General features: G+C 48.9%; 18 protein-coding genes and 1 tRNA gene. 11 read left to right on the top strand and 8 right to left on the bottom strand.

Annotation, left to right across the window (positions count from 1 at the left end; genetic code table 11):
• The first annotated feature begins 3 nt into the window (after window positions 1–3).
• A complete protein-coding gene (locus tag P3B99_008855) occupies window positions 4–1440 on the top strand; it encodes a GAF domain-containing protein (protein WYJ07303.1) in 1437 nt (478 codons plus the stop codon).
• Between the two features lie 47 nt (window positions 1441–1487).
• Window positions 1488–2441 carry a GTP cyclohydrolase FolE2 gene (folE2, locus tag P3B99_008850; protein WYJ07302.1) on the top strand — a complete coding sequence of 318 codons (954 nt, stop codon included), beginning with the start codon at window positions 1488–1490 and terminating at the stop codon, window positions 2439–2441.
• A gap of 398 nt (window positions 2442–2839) precedes the next feature.
• On the opposite strand, the gene P3B99_008845 is transcribed toward folE2, so the two are convergent.
• Together P3B99_008845 and P3B99_008840 are read right to left on the bottom strand one after the other, a co-directional pair.
• Window positions 2840–6049, bottom strand: coding sequence for a hypothetical protein (locus P3B99_008845; protein ID WYJ07301.1), 3210 nt, complete (start codon window positions 6047–6049; stop codon window positions 2840–2842).
• Window positions 6050–6165: 116 nt separating this feature from the next.
• On the bottom strand, window positions 6166–6930 hold the full coding sequence (locus P3B99_008840; protein ID WYJ07300.1) for a hypothetical protein: 765 nt from the start codon (window positions 6928–6930) through the stop codon (window positions 6166–6168).
• A 304-nt stretch (window positions 6931–7234) separates the two neighbouring features.
• Between P3B99_008840 and P3B99_008835 the strand changes: the two genes are divergently transcribed.
• Both P3B99_008835 and P3B99_008830 read left to right on the top strand, forming a co-directional pair.
• Window positions 7235–7831, top strand: coding sequence for a lactate utilization protein (locus P3B99_008835; GenBank protein WYJ07299.1), 597 nt, complete (start codon window positions 7235–7237; stop codon window positions 7829–7831).
• Window positions 7832–7897: 66 nt separating this feature from the next.
• Window positions 7898–7984, top strand: a tRNA-Ser gene (locus P3B99_008830).
• 121 nt (window positions 7985–8105) lie between these two features.
• Here the strand turns inward: P3B99_008830 and P3B99_008825 are convergent.
• A complete protein-coding gene (locus tag P3B99_008825) occupies window positions 8106–8396 on the bottom strand; it encodes a transposase (protein WYJ08448.1) in 291 nt (96 codons plus the stop codon).
• Between the two features lie 88 nt (window positions 8397–8484).
• Between P3B99_008825 and P3B99_008820 the strand changes: the two genes are divergently transcribed.
• The 4 genes from P3B99_008820 (at window position 8485) to P3B99_008805 (ending at window position 11434) form a co-directional block, all read left to right on the top strand.
• Window positions 8485–9024 (top strand): hypothetical protein, encoded by a 540-nt coding sequence (locus tag P3B99_008820; GenBank protein WYJ07298.1) that lies wholly within the window; start codon window positions 8485–8487, stop codon window positions 9022–9024.
• Window positions 9025–9183: 159 nt separating this feature from the next.
• Window positions 9184–10905, top strand: a complete 1722-nt coding sequence (locus tag P3B99_008815) for a PEP-CTERM sorting domain-containing protein (GenBank protein WYJ07297.1) — start codon at window positions 9184–9186, stop codon at window positions 10903–10905.
• Between the two features lie 53 nt (window positions 10906–10958).
• Window positions 10959–11252, top strand: coding sequence for a hypothetical protein (locus P3B99_008810; protein WYJ07296.1), 294 nt, complete (start codon window positions 10959–10961; stop codon window positions 11250–11252).
• 20 nt (window positions 11253–11272) lie between these two features.
• Window positions 11273–11434: a hypothetical protein gene (locus tag P3B99_008805; GenBank protein ID WYJ07295.1), complete on the top strand. Its 162-nt coding sequence runs from the start codon at window positions 11273–11275 to the stop codon at window positions 11432–11434.
• Between the two features lie 99 nt (window positions 11435–11533).
• Here the strand turns inward: P3B99_008805 and P3B99_008800 are convergent, their stop codons facing one another.
• A complete protein-coding gene (locus tag P3B99_008800) occupies window positions 11534–12718 on the bottom strand; it encodes a hypothetical protein (protein ID WYJ07294.1) in 1185 nt (394 codons plus the stop codon).
• A gap of 71 nt (window positions 12719–12789) precedes the next feature.
• Entirely contained in the window at window positions 12790–16191 is a 3402-nt protein-coding gene (locus P3B99_008795) for an autotransporter domain-containing protein (protein ID WYJ07293.1), read from the bottom strand.
• Here P3B99_008795 and P3B99_008790 point away from each other — a divergent pair.
• Together P3B99_008790 and P3B99_008785 are read left to right on the top strand one after the other, a co-directional pair.
• The gene (locus tag P3B99_008790) at window positions 16163–16552 is read left to right on the top strand and encodes a hypothetical protein (GenBank protein WYJ07292.1); all 390 of its coding nucleotides are present in this window, start codon (window positions 16163–16165) and stop codon (window positions 16550–16552) included. The two genes, P3B99_008795 and P3B99_008790, sit on opposite strands and share 29 nt — an antisense overlap.
• Before the next feature lie 319 nt (window positions 16553–16871).
• A complete protein-coding gene (locus tag P3B99_008785; protein WYJ07291.1) occupies window positions 16872–17399 on the top strand; it encodes a transposase in 528 nt (175 codons plus the stop codon).
• Window positions 17400–17909: 510 nt separating this feature from the next.
• On the opposite strand, the gene P3B99_008780 is transcribed toward P3B99_008785, so the two are convergent.
• From P3B99_008780 to P3B99_008770, 3 genes are all read right to left on the bottom strand, one after another.
• Window positions 17910–21554 carry an SIR2 family protein gene (locus tag P3B99_008780; GenBank protein ID WYJ07290.1) on the bottom strand — a complete coding sequence of 1215 codons (3645 nt, stop codon included), beginning with the start codon at window positions 21552–21554 and terminating at the stop codon, window positions 17910–17912.
• Between the two features lie 133 nt (window positions 21555–21687).
• Window positions 21688–22851, bottom strand: coding sequence for an ATP-binding protein (locus P3B99_008775; protein ID WYJ07289.1), 1164 nt, complete (start codon window positions 22849–22851; stop codon window positions 21688–21690).
• Window positions 22852–22949: 98 nt separating this feature from the next.
• Window positions 22950–24623, bottom strand: coding sequence for a hypothetical protein (locus P3B99_008770; GenBank protein WYJ07288.1), 1674 nt, complete (start codon window positions 24621–24623; stop codon window positions 22950–22952).
• A 196-nt stretch (window positions 24624–24819) separates the two neighbouring features.
• Here P3B99_008770 and P3B99_008765 point away from each other — a divergent pair, with 196 nt between their 5' ends.
• The gene (locus P3B99_008765; GenBank protein WYJ07287.1) at window positions 24820–25032 is read left to right on the top strand and encodes a hypothetical protein; all 213 of its coding nucleotides are present in this window, start codon (window positions 24820–24822) and stop codon (window positions 25030–25032) included.
• The last annotated feature ends 3 nt before the right edge of the window (window positions 25033–25035 follow it).

Here is a 25035-nt window from a genome sequence, read left to right as displayed (position 1 = left end):
ATCATGGCTACTCCATTTGCTAAAATGTCTCTTTGCGCGGCTCTCGTTTCCGCCGCCGCATGCGCGAACGCCGCCGAAACCGCAGGCTCGGTTTCCGCCGCAACCGCTTTCGCCGCGCTCGCCGCCCTTGCCCTCGCGGCGGGCGTTGTATGTTTTGCGTGCATACGCAGGCTCGCAAAAGCCGTCGCAGAGCGCAGGCGTCTGGAATCCGTTCTCGACGCCCTGCCCTTCAACTTCGCGGCTGCAAAAGCCGACGGCGAATTCCTCTATCTGCACTACACAAACCCCGCGTTCGACGGCGCGAAACGCCTGCGCGAATTCGGAGCGAAAGACGAAAAGCTCTACAAACGCGCCTTCCGCGAAATCTCCGAGACCGCCGCGAAAACCGCGAAGTTCGAGTTCGAGTCGTCGGTCGAAAACGGACGCAGATACGAGGCGGAGGTGCGCCCGCTCCCCGAAAACGTGTTCGGCGAGCAGGTTTTTCTGCTCACGGGCGTAGACATCACCGACCGCCACTCCAACCAGACCCGCGCCGACATTCTTCACGAGCACGAAAAGATTTTCAGAATCGCCCTCCAAATGATTGCCCAAAACAAGGGCTTTGACGACTTCTCGAACTGGCTGCTCGAAAACCTCATGAAATGGTTGCAAGCCGACAGGGTTGCCGCCTACAAATTCGGCGAAAACGGGCTGTCCGACTTGGCGGAATGCGCAAGAGTTGCGGGCGGCGCGGGCATCGAATGCGAAATCGGGGAATCGTCGAAATTCCGCGCGATGCTGAAATCGCAAAACGCGATTGTGTACGACTCCGCCGACCCGAAAACGGAGGAGTCGGTTGACGCAATCCTGCCGTATCTCAAAGCGCAGGGCGTGAAGTCGGCGGTGTTTTTCGGCGCGGTCTCCGACGGCGAGCCGGTCGGCTTCCTCTCGGCGGAATGCCTGAAAAACCGCAGGAAGTTTTCCGACTTCGACAAAAACGCCGTAGTCAACGCCGCAAAAATCATACAAATTGCGCAGGACAGAAAGGACTCGTACCAAAAGCTCAAAGAGAGCGTATTGCGCAAAAGGCTCGTCCTGCAAACGCTCGACTTCCCCGTAATCCTCCTCGACCCCGACGGCAATGTCGAAACCTCCAACGACGCCGCAAAATCCCTCGCGGGCAAAGCCCCCGAAAATCTCGCCGACCTCGCGGGCGTCTCCGACGGCTTCGCGGAGCTTTTCGAAAAGGCGAAATCCGAAAAATCGGCGGAGTCGAAACGCGCGTTCATCGGCGGCAACGTCTACGAAATATCGTGCAAGCCCGCGCTCGACGACGCCGGCAAAGTCGCGAACGTCGTCGCGATTTTCTCCGACATCACAAAAATCTACAAGGAGGGAGAGGGCAGCATTCCCACGAATATCCCCGCGACCACCATTCAAAAAGTAGAAGGGGACAAATAAGCTTGCCTTAATTGCGAATCGGTAGATTATCTTGAAGTTTTATTGAGATGAATCAGGACAAAACAGACCGCACACAGCCGGAAGCCAATTACGAGGAAAATTTTTCCGCCGACAGCAATTACAGAAGCTCGCTGCCCGACGTGCAAAACGCCCCCAAAGACGCTATCCGCGGCGCAAACGTGCCCATTGCGCAGGTCGGAATCCACAACTTTAAGCTCCCGCTGAAATTCAAGACGCAAGACGGCTCCGCGCGCGAGCTTCAGGCGTCGATAACCGCAACCGTCTCGCTCGCCGCCGACTGCAAAGGCGTGAACATGTCGCGGATAATGCGCGTATTCTATCTCTTTACCGACGAAATCTTCACGCCCGACACCCTGCGGACAATCCTCGCAAAAATGAAGGAGCAGCTCGAAACCTCCCGCGCGAGAATCAAAATTTCGTTCGAATACCCCATTTTGCAAAAAAGCCTCAGAAGCGGGCACCGCGCGTGGCAGTACTACAAATGCGCTTACGAGGGCTTCATCGACGAGCGCGGCGCGTTCAAAAAAAACGTGCAGTTCGATTTTATATACTCCTCGGCGTGCCCCTGCTCAGCCGAGCTTAGCGAGCATGCCCGCCGCACCCGCAACGTCTACTGCGTGCCGCACTCGCAGCGAAGCAAGGCGCGTGTACTCGCGGAAATCGCCGACGGCGCAAGCGTTTCGATTGAGGACATGCACGCGCTCTGTCTCGAAGCCCTCAAAACCGAAACGCAAACCATCGTCCGCCGCGAAGACGAGCAGGCTTTTGCCGAGCTCAACGGCGCGTACGCAAAATTTATCGAAGACGCAACCCGCCTGCTCTATCAGGAATTCGACGCCGACAAGCGCATTGCCGACTTCGAAATAGCCTGTATCCACCTCGAAAGCCTCCACTCGCACGACGCAGTAGGCGTCATCTGCAAAGGCCTCCCCAACGGCCTCTCCGCCAACTTCTCCGACTTCGAAGACCTCCTCTGCTAGGCGCGAGCCGCGGGCGCAAGGTGCGCCTCCCTACGGAGCTTCGCTCCTTTCTGTGTTTACGCGGCGCGGCTATAACCACGCCTTTTCTGAATAAGTCCGTATTGCCGTTGGCAATTACTTGCATCAAAAAATCTTTTAGTTTCGGAAGAAACGAAATAAAAATAGACGCGCTACGCGCGGATAAAGAAAAAGCGAAAATCCGCAAACACAGTTTTTTTGCATACCCCCTACCCCACTTTTCTCCCAGCGCACTCTAAAAATCTTCGTGCGTTAGCACTGTAATTTTAGGCGCGTTAGAGTGCCGTTCAGACGGCGGCTTTCACGCGCTTGCGGGGTGCGTGGCGTACTTGACGTACGCGAGCAGTCCGCAAGTGCGGGGAAACACCGTATCAACGGTGCTATAACGCGCCGTTAATAAGTTCGTAAGCGATTGAAGTCCCCTTTGGGTTTGATACAGAGAGGTTCAAAATCGACCTGCCCCCTACCCTTGCAATCGGCACTTCGTAAAGCCGCTCTCCCGCCGTGTTTACCGCGTAGAGTTTGAAGCCGTCGAGCGGCGAGTCTACCGTGATTCTGATTTTCCCCGCGCGAACCAGCAGCGGATTTTCCGCCGAAAGCCTCTCGCCGCGCTCCAACAGAACGTCCTTTTCGGGAGTTGCGAATTTCTGGCGCGAATTCATTACGTCGGTCAGGTGGAGAATGAGAATGCGGTTGCTGTCGCGGAGCGGCTTGTTGTCGTATGCGGAAATCAGGACGCTCGCCTGCGCGGTCAAAGACTTCACGCTTGCAAAATCTCCGCGGAGCGACTGCCCCTCCAAGAGCGCGTACGCCTCGGTTTTCGGGGTTATCGCCTTCCAGTTGAGCTTGCCGACGTCCATGAAAAGCTCTCCCGTGGAGCTTCGGAATGTCTTGTTTTCGAGGTCGATTTTACCCTTGTCGAGCCTGCCGCTTTCGGCAATCGACTTCAAGAACTTGCCTTTCGAAAAAATGTCGTACGCGGGCGCGGAGAATTTTGCCGACTTCCATGCGTCCTCCGACATCAGCACAGCCGCGGCGTCGGACGGAATTTTCGCGCCGTCGACGGAGTCCGCCAAGACGTGCCCGACGCGTCCTACAAGACCGAGGTATGTTGCCTCGGCAACGTTTCCGGTCGAGCCTTTCGTCGCGCCGTTTCTGTAAAAGCTTGTCAGGAGCGGAATGGGGAACGAAACCGTCGCGGGTTTGACGTCGCCGCGCAGGTACATCATGATTGCCGCCCTGTGCGCGAGCGTGAGAATCGGGTTGCTTGCGAAGTCGAAGCCGCCGATGTTGTAGTTGTTGGATATTGCGCCGTCGCCGTGCGAGTACGCAAAATAGCAAAGCCCGCCGACATCGTTGAGAGCCGAATACGCGCCGACAAGGAACGCCCCCTGCGAGCAGTACGGATTGGGGCTCATGTAGTTCCACTCGGTAATGATTAGCGGCTTGCCGAAAATTTCGGCGACGAGCGCACGGACGGTGTCGCCGCCGTAGTTGCCGATGGGAGGGTCGCTGCGGATTTCCTGCGGCAGGGTGTATTTTGTTTCGATGTAGTTGGGGTGTCCGTAGTAGGCGTTCTGGCTGGCGAAATCGTATGTTTTTGACATGGCTTTCGTCATGAAGCCGCCGACGTGGTTCTGGTCGGAGACGAGCAGGTCGGGGGCAAGCTCCCTGACGGTTTGTAGCAGTTTTGCATGGGTTTGGTCGTAGACGTCGAGCTGGAAAATCTGCCAAAGTTCGCGCTCGGAACGCCCCTCCCACTTCGACTTGTTTTGGGCGAGCCATTTTTCGTATTTCGGCAGAATCGCCTCGTAGTCGAACGGCGTTCTTACCACGAAGTTGCGGTTGCCGACGTGCGACGACTCGTTGCGGATACACGCCGAAAACAGCGCGGGGTCGTCCTTGTAGGCAAGCCCCGTGTACTTGTTGACGTGGGTCAGAAAATTGCGGATAAAGCGGCGGAGGTTTTCAAGCCCCTTGTCGGACGCGGAGAAGACAAGCTTCATGTTGTCGCCGTCGTATTTGATGTCGTCGTACTCGGAAGGCAGAAGCTGGCGGGTTGTGTAGAAGTCTATCGTCATGTAGACGCCGCGTTTTTTCAGCTCGTTGAAAAGGAAGTCGAAACGGTCCATTACGGCTTCGTCGAGTTCGGCGGAGTCGCCGTTTTTGGTGGTCGTGCAAAGGCGGTCGTAGTGGTGGATTCGCGCGACGTTAAAGCCGAGCGCAACGTATTGATCCGCCAGACGCACGGCGTCCTCGTGCGACGGCGCGTTCGCCTTGAACACGTTGTTCGCGCCGTAGAATCGGACGGGCTTGTCGGGGCGTTTTTCGAATGCGAACGAACCGTTTACAACCTTTACCCTGCCGTATTTCCCCGCGGGGGCGTCGAGGGCGAAAGACATGTCGAGAATCGAGCCTTTGACGGCGGGACGCTTGTTTTCAATCGGGCAGTAGGCGTCGTTTTGCATGACGTAGTACTCGCCGTTGGGGATCACCCCGAACTGCGTCGCAGAATACGTCGCCGCAGCGATTTTCCAGTCCGCGCCGCTGGAATTTACAAGCTTTACGCTCCTGACGGCCTTGTGCGCAAGCGGAATTTCGGTTGTATACATAGCCGCGTTTCCGCCGTTGTGCTCGCCGCGCCACGCGACGGTCGCGCCTTTCGGCTCTTCGCCGTCCGCAATCGCGCCCGAATTGGACTTCGTGATGTCGAACGACGCGCTCGAGCCGTCAACGTACGAAACCACGACCTTCCCGAGAGCGTCCGCGTCTTTCGGCAGCGACGCAAAGCCGTTGAGGATTTCGAGGTACTTCGCCCTCTTTTTCGAGCCGCCGATTGCCGCACTCTTGCCCGCGGGGATAACAAGCCCCTTCACGCCATTCGTTATGTTGTATTGCGTCGAGGCGAAGTGGACAGTACCGTCGGGCATCGGGAGTCCGAGCGGCGCGACGGTTTTTCCCATGTCGGCGGACGCCACAAAGTTTTTGACCGCGCGCATTTTCAGTTTGAGCGAGCGCGAGGTTTCGGAGTCTTTCAGATAGTTTATCGAAATTCTGATGTTGTCGTACACGCCCCAGTCGCGCCGCGATTTCCCGCGGTAGCGGCGCATTTCGCACTCGAATTCGCCCGAAATTTCGAGCGTGTATTTCTCGCCGACAACCCTGATTTTTTTCGCGATAAACTGGGCGTCTTTAAGCTCGTTGCTGTCGTCAATCCAGACTTTGCCCTTGTAGAGTTTTGTGGGCATGTAGAGGACTAGCGCGAAGTCGTCGGTAAATCCGGTGTCGCGCGAAACTGTCGATTCGAAGTCTATGCCGTTTTTCGTCTTCGCTATTTTCTCGGAAAACTTGAACGGCGGCTGGTCTTTTATAACATAGTCGCCCGAAATTTCGTAAACGCCGTCCGATACCGAAACCTGCGGCGATTTCAATTCGCTCTGCTGGTAGGTGTTGCCCGACTCCGTTTGAATGTAGTGCGAGTTGAAGTCTATCACGCCTTTCGGGCGCATCGTGAACTGCCCGAATTTCTGCCCCCACAGCGACTGGCACAACGCCGCTGCAACAACCGCCACAAATATAAATTTCTTCATAAAAAAAAACTAGCCCGCGCCCCAAGCATTTACAAGCAAAAATCCCGCCCCGAACGACGGGGAAAAAAAAGCGTCGAAGCCCGAAAGCTCCGACGCCGAATTAAAAACCCTGCCGATTACTGGGCGTCGCCGTTGCCGCGCGGCTTGCCGCCGCCGTTGTTGGGCCTGCGGTCGTTGAAACGGCGTTTGTTGTAGCCGCCCTTGCGGTTGTTGTTGTGGCGGTTGTTATTGTTGTAGCGCTTGCCGCCGTCGCGGTTGTTGCTCCAATTCTTTTTGCCGCCGCGCTTGTTATAACGCTTCTTCGACTTCTCGCTCTTGCCGAATATCGACTTGAAAATGTTCTTGATTCTGTCGAAAAGCGAAATCGAGCACTTGCTGTCTTCGGGCGTGTACGAAACTACACCGTCGTTGGCGTTGTCGGACGCGGGAACCTTTGGACGGCGGTCGGAAAGGCCGACCTCAACCGCTCTGGGCGTGAACTTTTTGCTTTCGAACGAGGGGCCCTGATGTTCGGGTTCGGACGCTTCGTTCGACGCCTCGACGGATTCCGCGGAATCCTGATCTGGACGGTCGGCGCGGCGGTCGCGCTTTTCGCCCCTGCGTTCGCGTTTCTGGCGGTCGTTTTCCGCATAGCCCGAAACGTTCGAGCCGCTGAGCTTTTCGTGGAATTCGGCGGGATTTTCAAGTTCGCCGCAAGATTCCGCCTCGGCGGACGCCTGTTTTGCGCCGCGTTTGCACGAGCGGTTTCTGCCGTTTTTGCGGGCGTGCTGTTTGACTTCCGGTTGGGACGCGCATGATTCTTCCGAAACTTCGGGACAAGACGGGACTTCCGACGGAGTTGCGACTTCGGAGGGAACTTCGGTATTCTGATTTTCTTCCATGTCTGATTGTTATTTATGTTGTGAGGGGGGATTGTCGACGAATCGAGCGCGGCAATTCAATGCCGCAAAACGCAATGTCCGCACCCCCCTGGGACTGCGGTATGCGAGGCAAGCCGTCAAGGATTGAGATGGAGATTGTAAGTTGCGACGTAGCATGCGCAAACTTCCGACATTGCCTTATTCGTTTTACAGCATTGCTTTTTTCCCGAAAATTACAACATTTTTTTGCGGCGGGCGGAAAATTCGAAGCGGAAGCAAAAAATTTGGCTCGACTCTCCCATGCTTCGTGAGAAAAATAACCTCCATGAATTTGGAAACCACCCTCAAAAACTTCGAAAAAAACGGCTTCAAAACCCGCCATTTTTCAAACCCGAACGAACTGCAAGAATTTCTGAAATCGGAAATCCGCGATATGAGCGTCGGCATGGGAGGCTCTGTCTCGCTCTCCCAACTGGGAGTGTACGAAACACTTAAAGACACCAACCAAGTATACTGGCACGCAGTGGATAAATCGCCCGAAACCTTCGAAAAGGCAAGCCTCGCACAAGTGTATATACTCAGCGCAAACGCACTTACGGAGAACGGCGAAATCGTCAATATCGACGGACGCGGCAACAGGGTGTCGGGCGCAATATTCGGGGCAAACCGACAAAAAGTGCTGTATATCTGCGGAACAAATAAGATAGAAGAGAACCTCGAAAAGGCAACGTGGCGCGCAAAAAACGTGGCAGCCCCCAAGAACGCCCAGCGACTCGGATTGAAAACGCCGTGCGCAATCAAAGCCGATAAATGCTATAACTGCATGAGTCCCCAAAGGATATGCCGCGCGACGGCAATAATCAGCCGCCCGACGAGCGCGGAAACGACAATAATAATAGTGGACGGAGACTGGGGCTATTAAAAAAATTCGTAAAAAAGTATTGACGAGCGGCAACAAATAAGTAGCTTTGGAAACTTCAAAAAAAAAGGAGAGGTGTCAGAGTGGTCGATCGTATCTGACTCGAAATCAGATGTACCGGAAACGGTACCGGGGGTTCGAATCCCTCCCTCTCCGCGTTTTAAATTTCACACGAACCCGTGTGAAATTTTTTTTGCCCATTCGCCGCCAACCCGCGCTGCAAACGGCTTCGCGGGGCACAGCCCATTTAACGGGTCAACACCAAAGAGAGTGGATTTCAATGAAAGACGCCGCATAGAACCAAGACCCTCAATCTGTAATTTTGGAAGTTTTTATAACCGTAAGCCATTCGTTGTATCAGTTTCATTTTCCTATGGAAGCCCTCGGTTATCCCGTTGTTTTTTGTAAATCTCCACATTCGGATTATCGGCGTAAACCAGTCGCTTATGGTCTCTGCTAGCCTCTCAAACTCTTGCGTCGCTTCGTATTTCATCTGTTTCATCATTGTTTTCAGTTCTCTTATATTTCTCTTACATTCCTTTGCCGTTTGATGTTTCCTGTTTAACAGCTCGCATATGGAGCTTCAACAGGGCTGCCCCGATGTCTGTTGCGACGACCTCTGGTGCGGCAACATCAAATGGCCCGAAAGTTAATTTATGTTTGAATTCGATAAAGGGATAAATTCGCATATGCCGTTTGTGGCGCGCGGTAATGCACCAGAGTTTGCGCCGAAGGCTTTTTGCTCTCTAAAAATCGGCGGCAAATGGAAGCTTCACCACTATGAAAACGGCGAATGGAAGCGCGTTTATACGGGGCTTCCCGAAGACGCCACGAAATGTTCGCCCACTGCCGAACTTGTAGACGGCAGATGGAGAATTTCGTTCATAGCGGGCGGGCACGAAAGCGACAGGCGTTTTTATCTCTACAAAATTGACGGAATCGGCAACGTTTCCGAAAAAGTTGTTTCCGCCGATGTAGGGTTTATTTTCAAGAACCGCATTGTCTACGGCGGGCGTTCTGGCGGGCTTTACGTTGTAAGCGGCGGGAGTATTCAAATGCTTACTTTCCCCGAAACCGTATTGCCGAACTTCGCCGAAATTGTATCGCCGACGCTTTCCTCCGCCGAAAGGACACAGACTACAAGCAGCGCACCCGCGTATATTACAAATTTTACCATTTCCCCCATAAACATATAAACCAATCGACACAGCGTGATTGCCGTACCGAACGAACTGTTGAAAACTGTTGGAATTTTTATGGTTGACTGCAAGCTTTTTTTACCGCAGAAAAGTTGTAAAAAGTTTTATAAACATAATCTTATATTCCAGTTATTGAAAATATAGAAAGTAGGTATCATGAGAACAAGTTGTCTTGTAATTATATCGGCAGCGGCATTCGCCACAAGTTCGGCGTTCGCAACCGACTATCTTCTGTCGGGCGGCACTAACGAAGAGAGCGCAACGAAGTTCTCCTCAGACATCAAGAACTCTTCGGGTGATGTCGTAACGCCGACGGATTCCGACGGGGTTCTCTGGAAGGGGCTCAATTCGGGCGTTGCAACCGCGCCGGCGTACACCGTTGTGGACGGAAAATATTCATTCAAAAGCTTCATGGTAAGTGACGACGGAGGAAGCTATACCGACCTGAATATGCTTTTCGAAGACGGAGCGGCACTGACGTTATCGAGTGGCGACGGGATAGGGTTCAGCGCCTATCCGCTTGCGATGGATTTTTCCGTTAAAAACGGCGGAAATGCTGCGATAAACTTTACCAACGGTTGGACTCTTACCGCTCCCGTAGGCACGGGGCGTTCGGGCAGCACGGCGTCGATTAAAATCGGCAGGGGCATTACCGTTACGAGTTCGGAAGCGGTAACCGTCAAAAGCGACGCCGCGAATACGGTCTTCACCGTCGACGGCGTTATGAACGTTACAGGCGCGTCCTATTTCACAAACGGCATAAACAACTTCAACGGCACGTACACGACTTCGGGAAACGCCGCATTCAACGGCACCGTTGCAAACATTGGCGGCAACTTCACCGCCAATGAAACGACCGTACAAAATTCGACTCTCAACATCGGAAAGGACGCCGTGTACACTACCTCCCGTCTTGAACTCACACCCGACAACGGCGACGCAACAACGGCAAGCAACTTGGTTGTCAACGGTACGCTCAATATAAACGACTACTTTTATGTTTCGAAACACGACAGCATTACGCCAAAGATAACAATCGGCGAGGGAGCATCCATCAACGCGCAAACCTTCCGTTCAATAGCAACCCCTATCACTCTCGCGAAGGGCTCCACCATGATTCTCTACAATCATAGTAGCAATGTCGGCGAAACGTTCGCGAACGGCGGTCTTTTCACAATCAAAAACGGCGCATCTCTCCTCATCTTTACGGATTCGGCAACGTGTGCCGCCGGCAAAAACTATGAAGAAATCGTCCTCGACAAAGGCGGCAAATTGGCTATCAGGGGCGGCAAATATTTCGCGCTCGGCAATGCGATGGCACTCAACGATGCGCTCGACATCGACACGCACCTTGCGTTCGGAAAAAATACCGACACAAACGCGGGCTCGCTGGTTGTCAACGCCGACAACACTTGGAAGAAGACGGCGTTCCTCGTGTCGAAGTCGTACAACGACAACAAGCCTTCAAGCTCCTACGGTAAAATTACGATAGGCGACAACGTTTCGCTGACGGCAAGGGGTATTGCGTTCGCAACGGGCGAAGCCGCGCAGTTTGAAATCAACCTCGGCAGCGGCTCGGTCCTGACGTTCGACGAATTCATCGTTGCCGACATCGCCGGTTATGGCTTGGTTGACGGCGATACAATCGTAATCAGCGGTTTCGCCGAAAAGTCGCTTGCAATCAACAAACACAATTCGCTTGCCGACGACGCGTTGGCGTATCTGCAAATTTCGGGCGTTGACAGTTCCAAACTCTCGTGGGCATTCGACACGGCGACAAACAAATACTGGCTGACCGTCGTCCCAGAACCCGCCGAATGGGCGGCAATCTTCGGCGCGTTGGCTTTGGGCTTTGTAATCTATCGCCGCCGCAAGTAAGGCAAATTTTTAAATTTCCAAACCGCCAAACCACAAGGCAAGGCGGTTTTTTTGTGCACAGAAAAGCGGGGACAAATTCTAACTACCTATTTCGCGCTACATCAATATGCGCGGCATATGGTCGAACTCCTCACTGTCCGTTCCCTCCGAACTCGGCGCAACGCTCGGCGACGACTTCAAAGGCGATAGAATACGGCGACAGAATCGCGCTAACCGTCGACGGCAGGAATTTCAAGCTTTACAAGGGTATCGAGCTTGTCTCATCGGGCACAATTCCCGACGAGCTTTCCATAACGGGCGCGTCTTCGATCTTGGGCTGGAAAGGCTTGAAGCAGATTATGGCATAAACGGATTGGGAACTCTTGTTGTGGACGGAAAGAAAACCGAATTCAAACAGGGAGATGTCGCAAAAATCGGAGCAGGACAAATGCACGGAATAATGGGCTTGGAGAACCTGCAAATTGTGGAGGTGCAGTTGGGGCGGGAACTCTCCGAGGACGACATAATCCGCTCCGATTTCATATGGTAGAACAACCCTTGCGCCCCTTCTCCGAGGTTGGCTTCGGACAGCTCCCGCATGCCGCCCTGCATTCCGTCTGCGGAATTTCCGAATCCCTCCGCGGACGGACTATTCCCACGAATGCTCCCAGACAATCCCAGCGCGCGCGTCAAGCTCTTCCAAAAGAGCCTTCCCGAAATTCCGCAACTGGTCGGGCGTTGACGGCATTTCGCCGCCTGGAACCGCAAACGGTATTTCCATAGCCGCGCTCCACATGACATTCTCCAACCTTTCCGCCCATTTGGCGAATGTTATCGGCCGTCTGTCGTGCAAAAACGGGTCGAAGTCGACATCCAATTCGGGATTGTTCGCAAGCCCGCCCGATTTATTGCAGCGCTCGGCAAGCTTCAGCGAGAAGTCTTTTGCCAAATTCCGCTTTTTGCCGTTTTTCCCGAAGACGAAATAGATGCCGTTGGCGCGCGTGGCGAGGTTGCTCATTTCCGAAAAAAGTGGGGAATGCAAATCCAAAACTACCGTTTTTTTCCCGTCGGCGTTCAGTTTCTCCAATATCCGTTTTAGCGTTGCCGTGGCGGCGTACCTTGACGTTCCGTAATAGTCCTGGTTGTGGTCGCGCGGTTTGCGGAATTTTCCCTGCCCGCCTTCCTCTACGCCGTCCAAATCCACAAGGGGGAAGGCGGCAACCCGAATGTTTTTCGCGTATTTTGCGGAGGAAAGAAACCCCTCCAAGACAAAGCTAGCTGCCGATTCGCAGGCGTGGTGGCGGCAGGTTAGAACCGCCGTGACGGCGGAGTTTTCGTTTCCGAGCTCAACGAACACGTTTTCGCGCCCGCGCTCGGTTTTGCAGAAATGTCGGATCGCGATTCCGCGCGATTGCGCGAATCTTTTAAAATCCGAATACAGGTAGGGTATGACGGAAGCGAAGCGGACTTCGGCGGCGTCCTCCGAGACGCGGTATGAGAATTTTGCGGAATCGCCACATCGGCGGACAGAATGCGCGCCCAGCGGCGTCCAGTTTTTGCCGGAGTCCTCCGAGACGAATGCCCCGCATGCGTCAACGGCGTTTTTGCCCGATACGCTTATTTCCAAAAGTTTGCCGGACGCGTTTCTTACGCGAAAGTTCCAGTAATTTCCGCCGCGAGAGCAGCCGGAGGAATCGGGGGCAATCGAGATTTTTCCGTCCGCCGAAGCGGCGATAACGGCGTTGCCTCCCGCGAAATCGGCGGAAACGTCCGCAGCGGGCAAATGCGCGGCGCAGAGAGACAGAAATGCGGAAAATGCGAATATCTTTTTCATGTTTTGTGTTATACGCAAATGGGGGCGGATTTTTCGCAAATCCGCCCCCATGCATTGTTTTTACAGACCCATTAGAATTCGAATCTGATATAGCCGCCGATATGGTGGTTCAGCTCGGATACGCTTACTTCGGCGTTGTAATTTGCCCCCACCGACACGGAGTCGGTGACGTTGCCGTTTATGCCGAACCCGAGAATCGCGTAGTCTCTTTCGATTACCGATCCCCTGAGAATGCCACTGCTGACGGCAAACATGGAGGGATCGAGCGAATAGCCTACGTTGTACCTGTTATCGAGGAATTCGTGGGCGTACATTGCGCTGACGGCAATTCTCAGAATATCCTCGCAGTGGTAGGCCGCCTCGAATCCCGCAAGAGTCCTGATGCTGTGGTAGTCGCCACCGGCATAGGACATTGCGTCCGGACCCGTGTATTCCTTTTCCGTCGCGCTTTTTGTAAGCACCGCGGAGTAGTTTACACCGAGAAGGGGTGTAATCGAGAAGGGAAGCCCGCAGGGTTTTATCGTATAGCGCAAGCCGCCGAATGCCCCGAAGGTGTCGCTTTCGTAATCGACCTTCGCCTTGCCGGCCGCCGCCTCGCGTTCGGATTTATTGTCTCCGTAGGAGTAGGTCAGACCGATATACGCGTCGAGCCCGTCCGTTATCTGATAGTCGCCGTAGAGATTGATTATCAGGTTAGTGGATTCGGCTTTTGCCGACACATTGTCGCCCGTCGCGCGGGAATACGCTCCGCCCGCCGAGATCCCGAAGAAGAGGTCGCGGTTGACGATGTATTCCAGGTTGGCAAGACCGCCGGCCGAATAGGAGTTGGCTCCCGAATTTCCGTCCGTTCCCGCAAAATCCCCGAGTCTGTTTACACTCCTGAAGGATACCGAGGTAACGTCGGAGATGTCCTTTTCCGAACCGTCCGAAACAGCCGCGACTTCCTTCGAACCCGCAAACGCCGGACGTCCGAGCATTGCGCGGGTAGCGGAGATGTAGTCGACCGTGGAGAGCGCTATCGAATTCGCGAGAGCCGCCTGTTGGCGCACGGCGTACGTCATTGCGTTCGGAAGCGAAGCCGAAAGCGACTTTTCGCCCGTAATGTACGGCATTTTAATGTCGCGGATGTTTTCGCTATCCTTATCGAGATCGCCAGAGTGTTTGAGGCTGTCGATGATTTTGGCAAATTCGGCTTCGTTTGCGGTTTTTGCAACCGTCTTTTCGACGAATCTGTTTGCCTTTATTTCATGGACCACCTTGCCGTCCGATACCGAGTATTCGACATCAAGGATACCGTTGTCGGTTGTTCCCGAAACCGTATTCGCGTAGATGTCTGTCGCGTAGAGGTCGGTTGCCGTCAGGTTTTGACTATACTGCGCGGTTTCGTTTTGGATTTCGCCCGCCGAGTCCCTGTACGTGTGGTTGAACGAGCCGCTTTGCGGAACGTCGTCGTATTTGCCCACAAGCGTGAACTCGTTTACAACCGATTCGTCCGCGGCTTCGAATGCGAACGCCGCGTGGGATTTCGCCTTCAGGAAGTTCCAAACCGACTTTTCCGTGCCGCCGAGAACGCCGTTTACGGCGACATCGGAGGTTCTGCCCACGGCGGAGTGCTGTCCGGCGGACTTTACCGAATCGAAGGTCCAGTTGTTTTCCGTCACGAGTTCGACATCGCTGGCAAAATTCAGCTTGCCGACGATTTCCACATCGTTTTGCGTAAACGACAGCCGCAGTCTATCGCCCGTCGATGCCGCCCCGATATCGAGAACCGTTCCCGTGAGCGCGGCGGATTTGATTGCCGAAGCGTGGAGAATCAGTTTGTCTACGGTTGCAGAGCCGCCGTGTTGGGACTTTATCAGGGGATTTCCGCCCGTGTCGTACACCGCACCGACTTCGTCGGCGCCGATTTCAATCGTTCCGACATTGTCGGCGTACATAAACGGTCCGTCGTTCACCCGCGCGTAGTCAACCCCGTCAGCTATCGAGCGAATCTCGGCGTTTCCGACCGATTCCAAGTCGAGATAGTTGGCGGCTTTATTTACGGCAACTTCCGCCGCGTTGGATATTATCGTATAGACGTTTGCCGTATCGACCGTTATGACGGACGAAGACTGCGTTCCACTCAGCGTGGCTTCCGTATTGTCCGCATCCCCGTCGAGGGAGCCCACGGCGATATTGCCCGACGCCTTGATGTTTATTTCGTCCGCAGCTTCGACTGCGTCGGCCGTGAAGCCGGCAACATTGAGGACGTTTACGTTTTCGTCAGCCTTGATCCTGTCGACTACGACATTGTCCGCGCCGTCGATTTTGAGATTTTTGGCTTCAATCCCGTTCAGGGCGGATATGTCGGAAACATTCGCTATTTCGGTGTCGCCTGCCGTTTTGAGAGAACCCGTAAAGCTTACGTTTCCTCCCTTGGCGGCGTTACCCATCGAGAACGAATTTGCCGAAACGTCTCCCGCAAAGGTCGTGTCTCCTTTTACGTTGTCGATTTTCACGGAATTTGCGGCGGTCAGCTTCTTTGCAAACTTCACGTCGCCGCCGACGGTGTCAATGCCGAGCGCGTCGAGCAGGACTTCGTCGCGGAAATCGACATCGTTGGATATCGACACGATATCCATTCTGTGCGCTCCCGCGGAAATCTTTCCGTTGACGATTACGCCCGATACGTTTTCGATTTTGGAGTCGCCTCCGCCGAGAACGTTCTTCAATTCGACTTTTTGGGTTTGGTCTGCTCCCTTTACGGAAACATAGCCCACGTTCGCGGTCGAAGTAACGTCTCCGCCGGCGCTGCCGACAATAAGTCCGCCGACGATATTGCCGTTTGCGGAAACCTTGTCGTTGGCCGTGCCGATATTGACGGAACCCGATACGCCCATGGAATTAACCGTTACCGCGCCGTTGGCAGTGCCTATTGTGGCATCGCCGTCGACTGCGTCCATCAGCGTCGTTCCGCCGACCTCGCCTGCAACCGAGAAGTTGCCGATGCCGGAAACTTCGGCGTTGCCGCCTACGTTGTTCCGTATCTCCACGTCCTTCGCGTTTTTGATTTCGAGAGAGCCAGCGTTTTCGGCGGAAATGCCCTGCGTATCCGCGGCTTTGAGCTTGCCCTGCACGTCCTGCAAGGCTATTTGCCCGCCGACGTTTTTGGCGTCGAGCGCGCCGAGCGATACGGAGCTGTCTATTCCGCCCGAGATATCAACGGCGGAGAGCGTTCCGGCGACATTGTTTGCCTCCACGCTTCCTGCCGTGTTCACGGCGACGTTTGCGGAGGCGTTTTCCACGTACACTTTTCCGGCTACGTTTTTGGCGTTTACGTCTCCGACGGCCGTTCCCGATATTTCGAGGGCGTCCACGTTTTCCGCGAGGGACGTTCCGTTTACGTCGGTTAGGGAGACTGTTCCGACGTTTTTGACGTTGAGCGAGCCAGCCGACACTGCGGTTATGTCGCCCGAAACATCGGTGGCCTTCAATTCGGCGTCAACGTTGTTGAGGGTGATGCCGCCGCCGATATTTCTCGCGTCGAGAGAACCGAGCTTTGTCGCGCTGCTTATGCTTCCGCCGACATTTTCGGCGGAGAGCTTTCCGCTGATATCGTCGGCTGCGACATTGCCGCCGACGGCGGAAACGCTTACGTTCGTGCCTTTGGAAACGGCGACATTGTTTGTTATGTCCTTTGCCGTTACATCGTTTTCCGCAACGGATATACGATGCAGTCATAAAGGCGCGTCGATACCGATGTCCGAAATGCGGAAGAATTTATCGAGAGCCGATACGGGGATTGAAAAGCAACAAGCGGATATCGGAGAACGCCAAAGACGAAATCATCAGTAAATACCTCGATGGGGCGACAAACAAGAAGATATCGAAAAGGTTGGGGATATCGCAAAGCACAGTGGAGCGTTTGCGACAACGATAGCGGATTTAACGCATCATAGGGTATACGATGTGATAGAGGGGAAATCTCGCAACTTGGTGGAAAGTAAGTTAATGAGCTACAAAGGTCGGGATAAAGTAAAAGTAGTGTGTATGGATTTAAGCAGCAGCTACCGAAGCATAGTAAGGCGGTGTTTTCCGAAAGCAAAAATAGTGGCGGACAGGTTCCACGTAATAAGATTGGTATTGTACCATTTTATGGAGTTTTGACTCGCGTTTGCATGCGCAAACCGTCTCGCCCTTCGGGTCTCTTGCCTGCGGCAAAATCTCATTCGCGCTTCGCTTGAATTGCAAACAAGCCCAAGAAGAGGTAAAATGGAACAGGAAACTGACCTACCCATTGCGAAAACGTGGAGATAGGTTGAAAGCCGAAGAGCGAGAGCGATTGGAAAAGTTTTTTGTGAACAATCCCGCGATAAAGCTGGCTTACGAGTTTAAGGAAAGATTGTGCGAGCTGCTGAACAGGAAACATCAAACGGCAAAGGAATGTAAGAGAAATATAAGAGAACTGAAAACAATGATGAAACAGATGAAATACGAAGCGACACAAGAGTTTGAGAGGATAGCAGAAACCATAAGCGACTGGTTTGCGCCGATAATCCGCATGTGGAGATTTACGAAAAATAACGGGATAACGGAAGGCTTCCACAGGAAAATGAAACTAATACAACGAATGGCTTACGGTTATAAAAACTTCCAAAATTACAGATTGAGGGTCTTGGTTCTATGCGGCGTCTTTCATTAAAATCCACTCTCTTTGGTGTTGACCCAAAACTACCAACAAAACGCCAATTTTGGTGGTTTTCGGGTGGGCGGGCGTTCCGCCGCAAGTGGCTTAAATACTGGCATCGTATCCCCGCAAGCCGCGTGGATACTGGGTTTGGCGCGAAATGTAGAAACAAAAAAGCCGCAAGTGTTTGAACTTGCAGCTTTTAAAGTGGCGGGACGGACGAGACTCGAACTCGCGACCTCCTGCGTGACAGACAGGGCAATTCTCCATAACTATCAGTTTATTAGGAAATTATGTTGGAAAATTGTTGGATGCACACTTTTTTTAATATATGTTATTTTATCTTTCTGTAAATCTGAAAAACTATCTTTTGATTGCAAGTAAAATTATACAAAACTCATTAATTAGAATATTAGTAATGTCATAAATTTAAACAAAGACAAGTTCCTAGTATTTTTTCTCTGCCCTGTTTAGAATTCACTTCAGTTCGACGTATTAAATGCGATTATATGTCGAAAATACAGATCAGCAAATGGACATCAACTCGTTAAAAATCTTTTCATTTTGCAATGACGGATCCATTTTCGATATATTTGTTAGTATTTTTTCTAATCCGATGTTATATATGCTCGAATCGTCTAAAATTAAATTCAAAAATTCTAAAATATCCATTGGTTGTACCGCCTTTGGCAACGATAATGACATGGAATAAAGGATATCATCTTGTCTATTACATGTGGATAGCCATCCCTTCAATGTTTTGAATGTATCCGAAAACAACTCATTTGATTCAACAATGAACATTGAGATTTCATGTGCTAATTTTGGAGTTTTAATACATTTATCTTTCGGAAATATATTTTGGCAAAATGGTTTTATTTGTAACTCCCAGACATCGATTTTATTTCCTTGATACTTGAAATAATGTCGGATTGATGTCCAAACTCTGTATAATTCTTCTTTGGGAAACGATTTTATAACAGAGCTTAAATATTTATCCCCATAGCTTTTTGACATAGACAATGCCATTGTTACAAAAATATTTGTGTAATTATCAATAGACATCTTCATTTTCGAGATATGTCTTGCCAATTTTAAGAATGATGTTTTTAGATCGTAAAGTATTTGCGCATCAATTTTATTCGACAGGACACCCGCCCACAAAATCATACAAATGCGTGGAAATTTGCTCCAATGTAAAAACATCGGATACATATGATCTTTGACCCATTGTTTATCAACGTAATACAAAGCGTTCAAATACTCCCCAAATGCGAATTTGGTATAAAACAAATTCTTGTTTTTTACATCTAATAAACGTCCAAATATAGTTTTCCAATATTCTGTTAATCCAGAATTTTTTGATGGATTTTCGCTTATCCATATTTTGAATATTGCCACTGAAAGTTGCTCGCATGGATCGTTTATTGCATCATTTATATCGACAGAATCAAATTCTTTTTTGTTAAACACAATATCGATTACTCTAAAACAAAAATCACAAAATACCTCAATATTTTCATTTGTATCATCTTTCTTCCAAATTTCAGTATCTTCTGATAACTGAGTTAAACATGAAATTATTTGTCCTTTGGAATTACTAATGGTTGTATTATTAATAAAAGATAGATCTGTGCTTGGAATCAATTGCCAAAGCTTTCTTAACGTATCACTTTTTCTACACCAAGTTGCCAATGCAACATTAAGCTTTTCTTTAGAACATTTATTGTTTTTTATGGCAAAATACAATCCATATGCCGCAAACTTATAATTTTCGGCACAGAACTCTGCCCAGTCTGACTTATAATAAAAATTGTTTTTTTGTTTCTCTTCCCCAAGCCACTCAACAAGATTTGTTAGTTTATCTGGAGTTTTATCTGTTATCGGTCTATTTTCATATTCTGGATCCCCCGAACCGATCGACCAGGAGAGAAAATCTTCCTTTGAATTATCATCAAGTTTCCACCCATATTGTTGGGAAAATTTCGACAAGACATCAGATATGGTTGAAGGCAAATTACAACCGCCATTTTGTATTTTTGCGAAGTAATACCAAATTTTGCGTTCTCTAATACGCTGATATTCTCCATCAGAAATATCTCTCCGATACAAAGACCGTTGCGGCCCACTCATTATTGCATCTTTCAATTTTTCAAATGAAATAGGAGGTAATTCGATTGCTCTTTGCGACAAGAGAGTAATTACTTCATGATATGTAGCCGTACCCCATAACCAATATGCATTATCGGCTAAAATCCATTTTATCCAAAGTGCGGAATTAATGTGTTTAGATTTAGATGCAGCAAAAAGTGCTAGTCTCTTGAATGCTGGGTATTTTTCTTGCCACCAGGATATTGCAATTGTCATTGCTTTTTTGTGATTCGTTGCATTAATATCCAACCATATATCCCGAAGTAGTTCAATAAGAACAACCCATGCGCTGTAATGTTTTTTGTTTTGCGGATGTTCTTCAATGGATGGAAGGTCGTATGCCGATCTATCAAATTTTTCGTTTGCCAAATCTAATTCTCCAGAAAGATCTAGAAAGTCGGTTAAGGATTTTTGCGCACATTCAAATAAGGTTTCAAGAGGAACAATTTTTCTTATGGCATTTTTTTCATAACGTAACTGTTGGCATGTCAGCACAACATCGATAAGAATTTCGTCTTCGATTGGCTGATGAGTTGTTTCATTCCACGATAAGAAGTTTCTCTGTATTTGTATTTTTGGAGAACAAAGTTCGTATAATGTTTTCTTTCCAATGAAGTCCAATTTTGTATCCTCGTAGTGATTTATCCAATTATAAAAATCAAAATCGCGATTCCTTAAAACATAACCTCTTAGAATCAACCACCATAACGCTTTGTTACGCTTTGACAAGGTTGCATATGGGGAGTTCTTCTGGTCTCCATTTTTTATTAATATGAGGGTTCTTGTAAACACATCTTCAACCAATGCGATAAATTTTTTGTCAACCCCCCATCTGTTTTCTGCAAACCATAAGATTAGTTTGCTGGAATTAATGTGTTTTAACATCCATTTTACAATCGGTTCTGTAATATTGTTCTTTTCACTCACTTTCTTATTCCCAAAAAAGCCAAATGGATCCTTTTCAGAAAATATATATAACCATTCAATCGTCGGTGGCGGATTCATTTCGGCAAATTTCTTCGCAGGAATTCCGGTATAATCTGTCAATGCCCAAATCATTCTTCCAACGTAATCATCGTTATTAGAATTTTTTGATGGGTCTGAAGATGCGTATTTTAAAACGTATTGAACCTTACCGTCGACTCCACTCGAATATACATTCGCCCATTCAATCAACGTGTCGTGCAAAAGAGAATGCTTATTGTCTGTTTTATAGCGTATGGGAATTATTGCGTTATGTATCAATTCTTTGTTTTCTGTATTTTTTGTGTCATCTTCTATAAATGCATAAACTGGGAACTGAGATTCCCCAGCTTTTCTATCGGCAGACAATGCATCCAGCATGTATTTTAAAATGGGATCATTTATTCCATACCCGACAAAACAAACAACAAAATTACGGAATAATTCATTTACAAAACGTGATGCCCAATATTCTCGTAAATATGCTAACCCAAAATCTCCACTCGTAAGAACTAAATTTTTTAAGCTACTTATGTCTTCTTCTTTGTCTGGTAATCTTCCATGTAGATATACAAGACCGTTCCAATTGGTCGGTTTGGGGATAGGAATGTATGGCGCTATGTGTTCTCTTACTGGTATGTTATACTTTTCTAAAGTATCGGAAAATATTCTGTCAAAATTTGTAGTGACTATACGATATTCACCGGATTTGTTTTTTGCCAAATCCAATAGAGCTTTGTGCGTATTTCCTTTGGTTTTTCGATAATCTGGCTTTAATATGGAATGTAACGATTTTCTGATGGATATTTTATCGCTTACAATACGATTTTCAAATGATTCAAGAGCTTCATCGACAAAACCATTTTTAATAGCATTACGCTCGGTTGGAATCGGTTCTTCGTGGTTCAGTTCGTAGATTTTATAAGCTAAATTTTCAAAATTTGGCAACCCAAAATTCATAGATATTCCAGCTCCGCAAAAGAATACAACCTTACCTTCTTCGTGAGCTTTCAATAGTTGAATCGGAATATCTGGGCCATTAGGAATAAACTGCATGCTTTATATGTATTCTCGAGTTAATAATCTTATTCGTGAATATTGAATTTTTATATACTTATGTCAGAAAAATATTTGTTGTTTAAATGCTTCAATGCATCACAACATTGTTTATGGTTTATATTGTTGAATATTACTCAAAAACCTCGGGTACCATCTTCAACGGCAATGCAGAAACTGTATCATTTATGCGATATTGCTCGTCGCCGGAATAAATGATAAACGCCTTTTGAGGTTTGATTGTATCGAGCGCGTTGTAAAATCCTTTCCCGAGTGCGGGCACGGAAGAACGCTTTATTTCAAAAGCAATTCGCCCCGCTTTCGGAGAATCCACAATTAAGTCGATTTCTTCGCCGGTAGCCGTTCGATAGTAGCTAAATTCCGAACGCGCGGGAGCGGCGGATATTATTTGCTCTATCGCGAAGCCCTCCCAAGATGCGCCGAGTATCGGGTGGGACAAAAGTGAATCTTTTGTTTCTATTTTTAGAAGCGAATGCAAGATGCCGGTATCCCGCAAATAGACTTTGGGAGACTTAACCAGTCTTTTCGACGTATTCCCAGACCAAGGGTGGAGCTGACGGAGCATGTAAGTATCGCTCAAAACGTCCAACCAGTATTTTACGGTTTTGTTCGACACTTCCAGCGATTTCCCGAGGCTCGAATAATTTATGGCCGAACCGTGATAATGCGCCGTCATTGTCCAAACTCGGCGCATTTGAGTCGGCGAAAGACGGAAACCCAAGATGTTTAAATCCCGCTCCAAGAATGTTGAAACAAAAGAATCAAGCCACGAAAAACTTTGTTCGTCGTCCGCGGCGAGAAATGAATCGGGGAAACCGCCCCTTAGCCATAGTTTATCCGCACTTTCCGCGCCTACCTCAAAAAGACTAAACGAAGATAATTCGTGATAACAGATTCGTCCAGCCAATGATTGTGAAGATTTATTCAGCAACTCAGGCGAAGCACTGCCGAGAATCAAAAACCTGCCGTTTCTTCTGTCTTCGTCGATTAGGCTTCTAAGCAGAGGAAACAACTCGGGGCGCAGCTGAATTTCGTCGATTATTACGAGTTTTTCGGAGTTGTCTTTGAGATAAAGATACGCATCATTAAGTTTGTCGTAATCGGCAGGCTTTTCCATATCGAGATAAACGCTCAACTCCTTCAAGTCGGCGACAATTTCCCTTGCAAGAGTTGTTTTCCCGACCTGTCTCGCCCCTACAATGGCAACAACAGGAAATCGATTTAAATCATTCTCGATTTTTAACTTTTCCGACCGTTCAATTTTCATACCTTGCATTTTGGGAGTTTACATTCCGATTTGCAAGACTTTTCTTTAACTATTTAACTAATAATCTGATGTTGACCTGCCAACGTTAAACTTTTCCTACATATTTCCTATGAGTTCTTTTTACACTTTGTTCGCTTGTCCACAAACTGCGGCTGGGAAGAAAGCAACTCATCCCAATCCGCCGGAATGAATTTTATCCAGCCGTTTACCTTATCGCATCTATCTGCAAATTGCGGTTGGCCCGAGAGAAGGTATCTCCATTCTGATCCATCAAATTGTCCCCAACCATCCACTTTATCACATCTGTCTGCAAACTCTGGGTGATAGTATAGCAAATCGTGCCAATCAACCGAATTGAATTCCACCCAGCCATTCATCTTATCACACCAGTCAGCAAACTGCTGATGATTAAAAATAAGTTCCACCCAATTCCCTGAAGTGAATTCCGCCCAACCGTTTACCTTATCGCATCTATCCACGAACTGCGGTTGGTCCGAAAGCAAGATACTCCAACCGGATCCATCAATTTGCTTCCATCCGTCCATTTTATCACACTTTTCTACAAACTGTGGTTTGGCAGAAAGAAGGATGCACCAACTTAATCCGTCGAATTGTTTCCAACCGTCCATTTTATCGCATTTATCCGCAAACTGCGGTTGTTTTGAAAGTAGGTACCCCCAATTTAAGCCGTCGAATTCAGCCCAACCATTTATTTTATCGCACCTGTCCACAAACTGCGGTTGGGAAGAGAGAATAGCACGCCAATCCTCTCCATCGAATTGTTCCCAACCATCAACTTTATCGCATTTATCTACAAACTGCGGTCGTTTTGAAAGTAGTTCACTCCAGTTCCCCGAAGTGAATTCCACCCAACCGTTAACCTTATCACACCTGTCTGCAAATTGCGGTTGATAGAAAAGCATGTATTCCCAATCTGCCGAAGTGATTTTTCTCCAGCCATTAGACTTATCACACCTAGTTACAAACTGCGGTTGGGAACCTAAAAGAGCACCCCATGCATCTGAATCAAAATTTTTCCAGCCATCTTGTTTATCGCATTTACTCGCAAACTTTGGAAAATTAGAAAGAAGTTCACTCCAATCTCCTGAATTGAATTTCGCCCAGCCGTTCATTTTATCACATTTGCCCGCAAGTTCTGGATGATTAGAAAGAAATTCGCACCAATCTTCTGAAGTAAATTTCATCCAACCATTTACCTTATCGCACCAATCTGTAAACTGCGGTAAAAGCTCAATCCATTCAGAACCGCCGAACTTCTCCCAATCTTTGCATTCAGATGCAAGTTCAGGAGTCTGCATAATAATACCAGCCCAGCCTGATGCATAGTTTTTAGCTTTTTCTACAAACTGCGGTTGTTTTAAAAGTAGATCATGCCAAACTCTTCCATCAAAATTTGCCCAGCCGTTTAGCTTATCACATCTGTCTGCAAATTGCGGTTGAGCAGAGAGAACCAGGTACCAAGCTAAGTCATTAAATTTTACCCAACCATTGACTTTATCGCATCTATCGGCAAACTGCGGTTGTTCGCGGATAAGAAGACTACAAGAGACATCTTCAAATTTTGTCCAAGCATTGATTTTATCACATCTATCGGCAAACTGCGGTAGTTTACGCAAAATATCAGTCCAATCACCTGATTTGAATTTCATCCAAGCATTAAATCTATCGCATTGTTCAGCAAACTGCGGTTGTGCCAAAAGTAAGTCGCACCATTCTTCCGAATTGAACTTTTCCAATTGTTCATCTGTGTATTTTTTCATATCTTTATTTTGTTATATATTGTTTAGTTTTGCAATTATTTTTTAGAGAAGTTAAGAAATTGCTTCTCTTTTTAAGATTCTTATAAAAGACGCCCGCGACAGAATACGTCGTTCTCATAAAAATATCTCAAAATAAATCTTAAACGACGTGTATTGTCGCTTCCGATGGTTATTATTTTTGAAACAGAAAACAAAAATGAAAGATATTGCAGTTTTAATAGTTGTTGCGTGCTCCTACATTTCAAGTTGGGTAGAGCCGTTATTTTGGCAGTCCGACACCCAAACGCAGGAAGAATATATCGAAAAGAATCAGCACAATTACCCCGACGAATGCATAGATGTTTTAAAGCGACATCCGGCTTGTTTTGAAAAATACAAACAGGAACTCGATGAAAAAGCGGCGGAATAAATT

This window comes from Opitutia bacterium KCR 482 (assembly GCA_029269845.2).
Taxonomy (GTDB): Bacteria; Verrucomicrobiota; Verrucomicrobiia; order Opitutales; family Intestinicryptomonadaceae; genus Merdousia.
Note: the sequence above shows the minus strand (reverse complement) of the source record. Positions and strands in the feature narration are given on the sequence as shown.

Coding starts and splice junctions, on each gene's coding strand:
- P3B99_008800 (WYJ07294.1), bottom strand. CDS start 12,718: ATGAAAAAGATATTCGCATTTTCCGCATTTCTGTCTCTCTGCGCCGCG.
- P3B99_008780 (WYJ07290.1), bottom strand. CDS start 21,554: ATGCAGTTTATTCCTAATGGCCCAGATATTCCGATTCAACTATTGAAA.
- P3B99_008815 (WYJ07297.1), top strand. CDS start 9,184: ATGAGAACAAGTTGTCTTGTAATTATATCGGCAGCGGCATTCGCCACA.
- P3B99_008835 (WYJ07299.1), top strand. CDS start 7,235: ATGAATTTGGAAACCACCCTCAAAAACTTCGAAAAAAACGGCTTCAAA.
- P3B99_008820 (WYJ07298.1), top strand. CDS start 8,485: ATGTTTGAATTCGATAAAGGGATAAATTCGCATATGCCGTTTGTGGCG.
- P3B99_008840 (WYJ07300.1), bottom strand. CDS start 6,930: ATGGAAGAAAATCAGAATACCGAAGTTCCCTCCGAAGTCGCAACTCCG.
- folE2 (WYJ07302.1), top strand. CDS start 1,488: ATGAATCAGGACAAAACAGACCGCACACAGCCGGAAGCCAATTACGAG.
- P3B99_008845 (WYJ07301.1), bottom strand. CDS start 6,049: ATGAAGAAATTTATATTTGTGGCGGTTGTTGCAGCGGCGTTGTGCCAG.
- P3B99_008775 (WYJ07289.1), bottom strand. CDS start 22,851: ATGCAAGGTATGAAAATTGAACGGTCGGAAAAGTTAAAAATCGAGAAT.
- P3B99_008770 (WYJ07288.1), bottom strand. CDS start 24,623: ATGAAAAAATACACAGATGAACAATTGGAAAAGTTCAATTCGGAAGAA.
- P3B99_008765 (WYJ07287.1), top strand. CDS start 24,820: ATGAAAGATATTGCAGTTTTAATAGTTGTTGCGTGCTCCTACATTTCA.
- P3B99_008855 (WYJ07303.1), top strand. CDS start 4: ATGGCTACTCCATTTGCTAAAATGTCTCTTTGCGCGGCTCTCGTTTCC.
- P3B99_008790 (WYJ07292.1), top strand. CDS start 16,163: ATGTCGCCCGAAACATCGGTGGCCTTCAATTCGGCGTCAACGTTGTTG.